This window comes from Brevundimonas sp. (genome assembly GCF_013823285.1).
Taxonomy (GTDB): domain Bacteria; phylum Pseudomonadota; class Alphaproteobacteria; order Caulobacterales; family Caulobacteraceae; genus Brevundimonas.
The window spans coordinates 1-8,923 of record NZ_PNLV01000094.1 but is presented as its reverse complement, the minus strand read 5'-3'; the positions used below and the strand labels follow the sequence as shown (position 1 = coordinate 8,923).

Below are 8,923 nucleotides of genomic sequence, written 5' to 3'. Positions count from 1 at the left end.
CCGCCTGGCAGGACGGGAGCGACGGCGCGACCGCCTACGGCGCCGCCCTGGCCCGGCTGGATGCTGTGGTGGAGCGCCTGAACCAGCCCACGCCTCGCCCCGCCCCCGGCGCGCCGGACCCCGTCGTCTTTCAGGCCTCGGAGACTGAAGCCGGTTTCGCGGCCATCGTCGGCCGGGCCAAGGACTACATCGCGGCGGGCGACATCTTCCAGGTGGTGCCCAGCCAGCGGTTCAGTGCGCCGTTCGCCGGAGAGTCTTTCGCCTTCTACCGCTCCCTGCGCCGCACCAACCCGTCGCCCTTCCTGTTCCACATGAACTTCGGCGACTTCCAGCTGGCGGGCTCGAGCCCCGAGATTCTGGTCCGTTTGCGCGACGGCGAACTGACCATCCGCCCTCTCGCCGGCACCCGCCCGCGCGGCAAGACGCCGGAAGAAGATCAGGCGCTGGAGGCCGAGCTTCTGGCCGATCCCAAGGAGCGGGCCGAGCATCTGATGCTGGTGGATCTGGGCCGCAACGACGTGGGCCGGGTTGCCGAACCGGCCTCGGTCAAGGTGACGAAGAGCTTCTTCGTGGAGCGCTACAGCCACGTCATGCATCTGGTGTCCAACGTCACGGGCAAGGCCCGGCCGGACCTGCATCCGGTGGACATCCTGCTGGCGGCCCTGCCCGCCGGCACCCTGTCCGGCGCGCCCAAGGTGCGGGCCATGGAGATCATCGACGAACTGGAGCCGGTCAAGCGCGGGGTCGGCTATGCGGGTGCGGCGGGCTACATCTCGTCAGGCGGCGAAATCGACGCGTGCATCGTCCTGCGCACCGCCCTGTTCAAGGACGGCATGATGCATGTTCAGGCGGGCGCCGGCGTGGTGGCCGACAGCGACCCCAAGGCCGAATACGAGGAGACCCTGCACAAGTCCCGCGCCCTCAAGGCCGCCGCCGAGGAAGCCTGGCGGTTCGGCTGATCAGTAGAACGGCTCAGGGCCCGCGTCTGGATAGGGCTGCTGCGGTTGCGGCTGCCGAACAGGCGGCGGTCCGGCAGGCGGCGCCGCGTACGGCGAAGGCTCGGCCCTGCGCGGCTCAAACCGCGACGATTCGGCATAAGGACCGGGATAGGACGTGTATCCTGACGTGTCCCGATAAGGCGCAGGGTCGGGCCGGTGGGGCGCGCGCGGCCTCTCGCGCTCCACGATCACCCCGCCTGTGACATAGGTTTCCTCGGTCATCATCTCGCGGCTTTCATAGCTGGACCCGCCGCGCACGGAATGGCGGCGATCGCCCCACGAATAGCCGTCCGAATACCCTTGGACGCGCGGCGCTTCGCCATAGGCTTCATACCCATAACCGTAGCCGCCATAGCCCGGCGGCGGCCCCTGAGGCGCAGGCCCCTGATAGGCCTGTCCGTGCCCGCCATGGGCGGGTCCCGGCCCGTAGGGTCCGGGCGCATAGACCGGTCCGGTGCGGCCGAAGCCCTGCGGACCGCTGCGATAGCGGTAATCCGTCCCCGGCGCGGGCACGTGCAACAGATACGGCGCCTCGGCGACCGGATAAGGGTGCGGTCTGGGCGCGCAGGCGGCGGCCAGAACGACGACGGCGGAGAGTGTCAGAATGGTGCGCATGGCGCGGCTCCAGCAAGCGCCGGGCCAGACTCAGTCAAAATCGCGCATCACGCCCGGTGACGACGGATCCACTTCGAACCCGGGCCCCACGATCACCGCGCCCGCCATCAGAAGGGCGGACACGGCCGCCAGCAGGGCCGCGCCCAGCGCGCCCATGGTCGGATCGCTGGCCGGAGGCGGTCCCAGCAGGTCACGCGCACGTTGGATGGCGTCGGCCTCGGTCATGGCCCCTCTCCGATTGTTGCCCGGCGAGGCTAGGACACACCCGTTAGCTTTCCCTTTCCGGGACAGGAGCATTGTTCTTGGCGCGCTGGCCTGAGCGGCCTAGAACAGCCGGATCATGATCCTGGTCGTCGATAACTACGACAGCTTCACCTACAACCTGGTCCACTATCTGGCGGAACTGGGCGCGCCCACGCACGTCATCCGCAATGATGACATGAGCGCCGACGAAGCGCTGGCGCTGAACCCCGATGCGGTGCTTCTGTCCCCCGGGCCTTGCGCGCCGGATCAGGCGGGCATCTGCCTCGACGTGCTGGCGAAAGCCCCCGACAGCCTCCCCATTTTCGGCGTCTGCCTGGGCCATCAGGCCATGGGCCAGGCGTTCGGCGGCAAGGTCATCCGGGCCAAGGCGCTGATGCACGGCAAGACCTCACCCATCCGCCACGAGGGCAAGAGCGTGTTCCGGGGCCTGCCCGATCCGTTCACCGCCACCCGCTATCACAGCCTGGCCGTGGAGCGCGAAAGCCTGCCCGCCGTACTGGAGGTCACCGCCTGGACCGCCGACGGCGAGATCATGGGGCTGGCGCACCGCACGCGCCCCATCCACGGGGTCCAGTTCCACCCCGAATCCATCGCCACCGAGCGCGGCCATGACCTGCTGGCCAACTTCCTCGACATCGCCGGCGTGCGCCGTCTGGCCGCCGCCTGAGCCATGTCGGACGCCTTCAAGCCCATCCTGTCCAAGCTGGCCGACGGCCGCGCCCTGACCGCCGACGAGGCGCACACTTTCTTCGCCGCCTGCCTGCGCGGCGAGCCCACCCCCGCACAGATGGCCGCCGCCGTCACCGCCCTGCGTCTGCGCGGCGAAACGGTGGAGGAGATCGCCGCCTTCGCCACGGAAATGCGCGCCGCCGCCCTGAAGCTGGACCTGCCCTATGAGGTGATCGACACCTGCGGCACCGGCGGATCGGGCCTGCACACCTTCAACATCTCCACCGCCTCGGCCCTGGTGCTGGCGGGCGCGGGGCTGAAGGTGGCCAAGCACGGCAATCGGGCCGTCAGCTCGAAATCCGGGTCGTCCGACGTGCTGGCCGCACTGGGCGTGAATCTGACCGCCTCCCCCGCCCGGCAGCGCCGCGCCCTGGACGAGGCCGGCATCGCCTTCCTGTTCGCCCCCGCGCATCACAGCGCCATGAAGCACGTGGCGCCGGTCCGCGCCGACATCGGCTTCCGCACGGTTTTCAACCTGTTGGGTCCGCTTTCCAATCCGGCGAGCGCAAAGCGGCAGGTGATGGGCGTCTATGATCCGCGCCTGCTCGAGCCGCTGGCCGAGGTGCTGGGCCGTCTGGGCGCCGTACGCGCCTGGACCGTGCACGGCCAGGGCCTGGACGAGCTGACCACCACGGGGCCCACCGAGATCGCGGAGTGGCGGGGCGGGGCCGTGCGCCGCTTTACCGTCACCGCCGCCGACGCCGGCCTGCCCGAGGCGACCATCGAAGACCTGATGGGCGGCGACGGCCCCCACAACGCCCGCGCCCTGACCGCCCTGCTGGACGGCGCCGCCGGTCCCTATCGCGACATCGTACTGCTGAACGCCGCCGCCGCCCTGGTGGTCAGCGACCGGGCCGACGATCTGGCGCAGGGCGCGGCCCTGGCCGCCGCCGCCATCGACGACGGACGCGCCCGCGCCGCGCTGGACGCGCTTGTGCGCATCACCAATGAGGAAGAGGTCGCCGCGTGACCGACGTTCTGAGCCGCATCGCCGCCTACAAGCGCGAGGACGTGGCGGCGCGCAAGGCCGCCCGCTCGCAAGCGGAGATCGACGCGCTGGCCGCCGCCGCCTCGCCCCCGCGGGGCTTTCGTCAGGCGCTGGAGGACAAGGCCACGCCCGACCGCCCGGCCCTGATCGCCGAGATCAAGAAGGCCAGTCCCTCCAAGGGCCTTATCCGGCCCGACTTCGATCCGCCCGCGCTTGCGAGAGCTTACGAAGACGGCGGCGCGGCGTGTCTGTCAGTGCTGACCGACGGTCCCAGCTTTCAGGGCGACGACGCCTATCTGAGCGCTGCTCGCGAGGCCACCGCCCTGCCCTGTCTGCGCAAGGACTTTCTGGTGGATCCGTGGCAGGTGGCCGAGAGCCGGGCGCTGGGCGCCGACTGCATCCTCGTCATCCTGGCCATGATCGACGACGTCCTCGCCGCCGAACTGATGGCCGAGGCGGCGCGATTCGGCATGGACGCCCTGGTCGAGACCCATGACGAGGCCGAAATGGCGCGCGCCTGCGGGCTGAAGGCTGATCTGGTGGGCATCAACAATCGTTCGTTGCGGACCTTCGAGGTGGATCTGGAAACGACCGAGCGTCTGGCTTTGCTGCGCCCGTCAAACGCCCTGCTGGTGGCGGAGAGCGGCATCTTCACACCTGCCGACGTGGCCCGCGTGGCGCACGCCCGGGCCCGCGCCATCCTCGTTGGCGAGAGCCTGATGCGCCAGGACGACGTCACGGCGGCGACGAAAGCGTTGCTGTCGGTAAGTTGACATTAACGAAGAACACTTACAGAACATCGACATCAGTTCACGGCTTGTTCCCGGAGTGATTCCCGGAAGAGGCCTGCGGGGAAGATGGCCGATGCTCACGCGCAAGCAGCACGAACTCCTGATGTTCATCCATGAACGCATCAAGGAGACGGGCGTCTCGCCCTCGTTCGACGAGATGAAGGAGGCGCTGGATCTGGCGTCGAAGTCGGGCATTCACCGCCTGATCACGGCGCTGGAGGAGCGGGGCTTCATCCGCCGTCTGGCCCACCGCGCCCGGGCGCTGGAAGTGCTCAAGATGCCGGAACAAGCCACCGCCTCGGCGCCCTCACGCGGCCGCGCCGCCTTCACGCCCCAGGTCATCGAGGGCGCCGGCCGCCCCGCCGCCATCCAGCCCGCCAACGACGCCCGTGAGCTGCCTTTGCTGGGCAAGATCGCCGCCGGTACGCCCATCGCCGCCATCCAGCATGAGCGCGACCGCCTCATGGTGCCCGAGAGCATGCTGGGCGCCGGCGAACACTATGTGCTGGAGATCGAGGGCGACTCCATGATCGAGGCCGGCATCCTCGACGGCGACATGGTGGTCATCAAGCGCGTCGACACGGCCAGCTCCGGCGAGATCGTCGTGGCTCTGGTGGAAGGCGAGGAAGCCACCCTCAAGCGCCTGAGAAAGAAAGGCGCCTCCATCGCCCTGGAGCCTGCCAACCGCGCCTACGAGACCCGCATCTTCGGACCCGACCAGGTCGAGGTCCAGGGCAAGCTGGTCGGCCTCATGCGGCGGTATCACTAAGGTCTATTGAGCCTGAAACCCGTCATCGCCGGGCTTGTCCCGGCGATCCATAGACTCAGACGGGGCAGAACGACCTTCGACGTTCCACGCGTATGGATTCCCGGGACAAGCCCGGGAATGACGCGCATTTAAAAGCGCCCGCGATGCCCTACGCATCCTCCAGCATCACCACGCCCGGCGCCGACTTCAGCGCCCCGCGCAGGGAGGCGTCCAGCCGGTAGCGGCCGGGCAGCTTCACATCCACCTCGGTGCGGCCTTCCAGCGACGCGACCAGCACCACCTCCCCGCCCCGCTCGCTGACCGCGCGGTCCAGCCGCGACCGCAGGGCCTCCAGCTCGGCGGCGCGCGGCGACACGTGGATGCGCAGGCCCACGACCGCCTGCTCCATGGCTGTATCGATGGGGCTGGCGGAGTCTCCGAAGAAGCGCACCTCCCCGTCCGCCGCCTTGGCCCGCACCCGCACCAGCACCGCGGCGCCGGGCTCCAGCACCTCGCGGCAGGCGCGCAGCTGTTCGGGCGGGAACAGGCATTCGAATTCGCCGGTCGGATCCGAGAAGGTGACGAAGGCGAATTTCTCCCCCGTCCGTGCGCTGGCCCGCTCCTGACGACGCCGCACCACCCCCGCCATGTTGAACGCCTCATGCCCCGCCTCGGCCAGACCCAGGGCTTCGGCCACAAAGGTCACCCGTTTGCGGCGCTTCAGCACCTCGGCCATGTCCTCCAGCGGGTGGCCGGACAGGTAGAAACCGACGGCCGACAGCTCTTCGTCCAGCTTCTCCGGCCCCACCCACGGCTCCACCGCCGCCAGACGTGGCCGGGAGGCGCCCGCCTGATCGCCGCCGAACAGGCTGACCTGCGCCGAGGCCCGCTCGGCGGCCACGCTCTGGCAATAGGCCATCAGCTTGTCGGCCTGATCGAACAGCTGACGCCGGTTCGGATGGATGCTGTCAAAGGCGCCGGACCGGGCGAGGTTCTCCAGCGCCCGCTTGTTGACGCTGCGTGGGTCGACCCGCTCGAGGAAGTCGAAGATGTCGGCGAACGGCCCGCCCTCCTCCCGCACGGCCTGCACATGGCGCATGGCTTCCAGCCCCACATTGCGGATAGCGCCGAGCGCATAGAGCACCGCCCCCTTGCCCTCGTCATCGAAGGCCACGTCGAAATCCGCCGAGGAGGCGTTGATGTCCGGCGAGCGGATCGGCACCTCGAAGCGCCGCGCGTCCTGATAGAAGACCGCCAGCTTGTCGGTGTTCGAGATATCCAGGCTCATGGAGGCGGCGAAGAACTCCACAGGGTGGTTGGCCTTCAGCCAGCCGGTCTGGAACGAGATCATGGCGTAGGCGGCGGCGTGGGACTTGTTGAAGCCGTAACCGGCGAACTTGGCCACCAGATCGAAGATGCCGCCGGACTGCTCTTCCGGCACTCCCTTTTCCGACGCGCCCTTGGCGAAACGCGCCCGCTGGAAGTCCATCTCCTCCTTCTTCTTCTTGCCCATGGCGCGGCGCAGCAGATCGGCCTCGCCCAAGCTGTATCCGGCCAGAATCTGGGCGATCTTCATCACCTGCTCCTGGTAGATGATGACGCCGTAGGTCTCGGACAGGGTCTCCTTCAGGCTGGGATGCAGATAGTCCACCTCGGCCCGCCCGAATTTGCGGTCGATATAGGTGTCGATCATCTCCATCGGCCCGGGCCGATACAGCGAGATCAGGGCCGTGATCTCCTCGATGGAGCCGCAGCGCATCTTGCGCAGGGTGTCGCGCATGCCCTGGGATTCCAGCTGGAACACCCCCACCGTCTGGCCCGAGGCCATCAACTCATAGGTGCGCGCATCGTCCAGCGGCAGACGGCTCCAGTCCGGCGCCGCGCCCCGCCGTTCAAGGTAGCCCCGCGCCCGGTCCAGCACCGTCAGGGTCTTCAGACCCAGGAAGTCGAACTTCACCAGACCCGCCGGCTCCACCCACTTCATGTTGAACTGGGTGGCGGGAATGTCCGACCGCGGATCCTGATATAGGGGCACCAGCTGGGTCAGCGGCCGGTCCCCGATAACCACGCCCGCCGCGTGGGTCGAGGCGTTGCGGTACAGCCCCTCCAGCTCCAGCGCCGTATCCAGCAGGTGGCGCACCGACGCCTCGGCGGCGCGGGCCTCCTTCAGGCGCGGCTCGATCTCGATGGCCTGGGCCAGGGTCACCGGATTGGCGGGATTCGCCGGCACCATCTTGGCCAGCCGGTCCACCTGCCCCAGCGGCATCTGCAGCACCCGGCCCACGTCGCGCAGCACGGCGCGCGCCTGCAGGGTGCCGAAGGTGATGATCTGGGCCACCCGGTCGGCGCCGTAGTGCTGCTGGACGTAGGTGATGACCTCCTCGCGCCGCTCCTGACAGAAGTCGATGTCGAAGTCGGGCATGGACACCCGTTCGGGGTTCAGGAACCGCTCGAACAGCAGGCCGAACCGGATGGGATCCAGATCGGTGATGGTCAGGGACCACGCCACCAGCGACCCGGCGCCCGAGCCCCGACCCGGGCCCACGGGAATGCCGTGCGCCTTGGCCCACTTGATGAAGTCCGACACGATCAGGAAATAGCCGGGGAAGCCCATCTGCTGGATGATGGACACCTCCCAGTCCAGCCGGGCCCAATAGTCCGCTTCCGGGGCCGCCAGCGTCAGCCCGTCCAGTCTCGCCTTCAGGCCCTCGCGCGCCTGGTGGGCCAGTTCGTCGGCCTCGTTGCGTCCCGCGCCGGTGTCGAACCGGGGCAGGATGGGCGCGCGCGTCTGCACCATGAAGGCGCAGCGGCGGGCGATCTCGATGGTGTTGTCGCAGGCCTCGGGCAAGTCGGCGAACAGGGCCCGCATGTCGGCGGCGGGCTTGAACCAGTGCTGGCCGGTCACCCGTCGGCGGTCGTCCTGGCCGATGAAGGCGCCATCGGCGATGCACATCAGGGCGTCGTGGGACTTGGCCTGCCGCGCCTCGGCGTAGTGAACGTCGTTGGTGGCCACCAGCGGCGCGTCGCTGTCATAGGCCCAGCGCACCAGCCCCGGCTCGGCGGCCTTTTCGGCGTCCAGACCGTGGCGCTGCAGCTCCACGTAGAAGCGGTCGCCGAAGGCCGCCTTCATGGCGTCCAGCGCCGCCCGCGCCTCGGCTGTCTTGCCGCCCGCGAACAGACAGTCCACCGGCCCGTCCGGCCCGCCGGACAGCAGGATCAGCCCCTCGGCATGCTGCTCAACCAGCGACCACGGCACGCCCGGCTCGGCAAGTTCCATCGAGCCCAGATAGGCCGCGGACGACAGGGCGCACAGGTTCAGCCAGCCGGCCTCGTTCTGGGCGATCAGGACAACCGTGGGCGTTTTGGCCCAGCGCTGGCTCATCCGCCCGCCGATCTCCAGCACCGGCAGGGCGCAGGCGATGATGGGCTGAACCCCGGCGTCGCGGGCCGCCTGGCTGAACTCCAGGGCCCCGAACAGATTGGCCCGGTCCGCGACGCCCACGGCGGGCATGCCCTGCCCGGCCGCCAGCTGGCCCACCTTGCCCGCCTTGATCGCGCCTTCCAGCAGCGAATAGGCCGACTTGACCCGAAGATGAATGAACCCGCTACCGGCCTCGTGCGCCACGCCTTGCTCCGAAACTCATGGGCCGGGGCGGCGTCACGTCACCAGAAAAGCGACCTGCCAGACCACCCAGACGACCCCTGCGCACGATGCCAGAGACAGCGATTCCCGAACCAGACGCGTCATGCCTTATCCCCAGAAGTGATGTTCCGGGAATGTTCTATGTTC

General features: G+C 68.9%; 8 protein-coding genes. 5 read left to right on the top strand and 3 right to left on the bottom strand.

The window, feature by feature from the left end; translation table 11 throughout:
- On the top strand, positions 1-959 hold a 959-nt coding region (locus C0461_RS11715; RefSeq protein WP_292107125.1), incomplete at its 5' end, for a chorismate-binding protein.
- On the opposite strand, the gene C0461_RS11710 is transcribed toward C0461_RS11715, so the two are convergent.
- The gene (locus C0461_RS11710; protein ID WP_292107123.1) at positions 960-1,613 is read right to left on the bottom strand and encodes a hypothetical protein; all 654 of its coding nucleotides are present in this window, start codon (positions 1,611-1,613) and stop codon (positions 960-962) included. It abuts the gene before it with no gap.
- Positions 1,614-1,643: 30 nt separating this feature from the next.
- Positions 1,644-1,838, bottom strand: a complete 195-nt coding sequence (locus C0461_RS11705) for a hypothetical protein (protein WP_292107121.1) — start codon at positions 1,836-1,838, stop codon at positions 1,644-1,646.
- Between the two features lie 115 nt (positions 1,839-1,953).
- Between C0461_RS11705 and C0461_RS11700 the strand changes: the two genes are divergently transcribed.
- The 4 genes from C0461_RS11700 to lexA all read left to right on the top strand — a co-directional run bounded on the left by C0461_RS11700 (position 1,954) and on the right by lexA (position 5,154).
- Positions 1,954-2,544, top strand: a complete 591-nt coding sequence (locus tag C0461_RS11700) for an aminodeoxychorismate/anthranilate synthase component II (RefSeq protein ID WP_292107119.1) — start codon at positions 1,954-1,956, stop codon at positions 2,542-2,544.
- A 3-nt stretch (positions 2,545-2,547) separates the two neighbouring features.
- Positions 2,548-3,576: an anthranilate phosphoribosyltransferase gene (trpD, locus tag C0461_RS11695; RefSeq protein ID WP_292107117.1), complete on the top strand. Its 1,029-nt coding sequence runs from the start codon at positions 2,548-2,550 to the stop codon at positions 3,574-3,576.
- Positions 3,573-4,367, top strand: coding sequence for an indole-3-glycerol phosphate synthase TrpC (gene trpC, locus C0461_RS11690; protein WP_292107115.1), 795 nt, complete (start codon positions 3,573-3,575; stop codon positions 4,365-4,367). The genes trpD and trpC overlap by 4 nt, the downstream gene beginning before the upstream one ends.
- Positions 4,368-4,458: 91 nt before the next feature.
- Positions 4,459-5,154 (top strand): transcriptional repressor LexA, encoded by a 696-nt coding sequence (gene lexA, locus C0461_RS11685; RefSeq protein ID WP_292107113.1) that lies wholly within the window; start codon positions 4,459-4,461, stop codon positions 5,152-5,154.
- A 148-nt stretch (positions 5,155-5,302) separates the two neighbouring features.
- Here lexA and dnaE read toward each other — a convergent pair whose 3' ends face one another.
- Positions 5,303-8,758, bottom strand: a complete 3,456-nt coding sequence (dnaE, locus tag C0461_RS11680) for a DNA polymerase III subunit alpha (protein WP_292107112.1) — start codon at positions 8,756-8,758, stop codon at positions 5,303-5,305.
- Between the last annotated feature and the right edge of the window lie 165 nt (positions 8,759-8,923).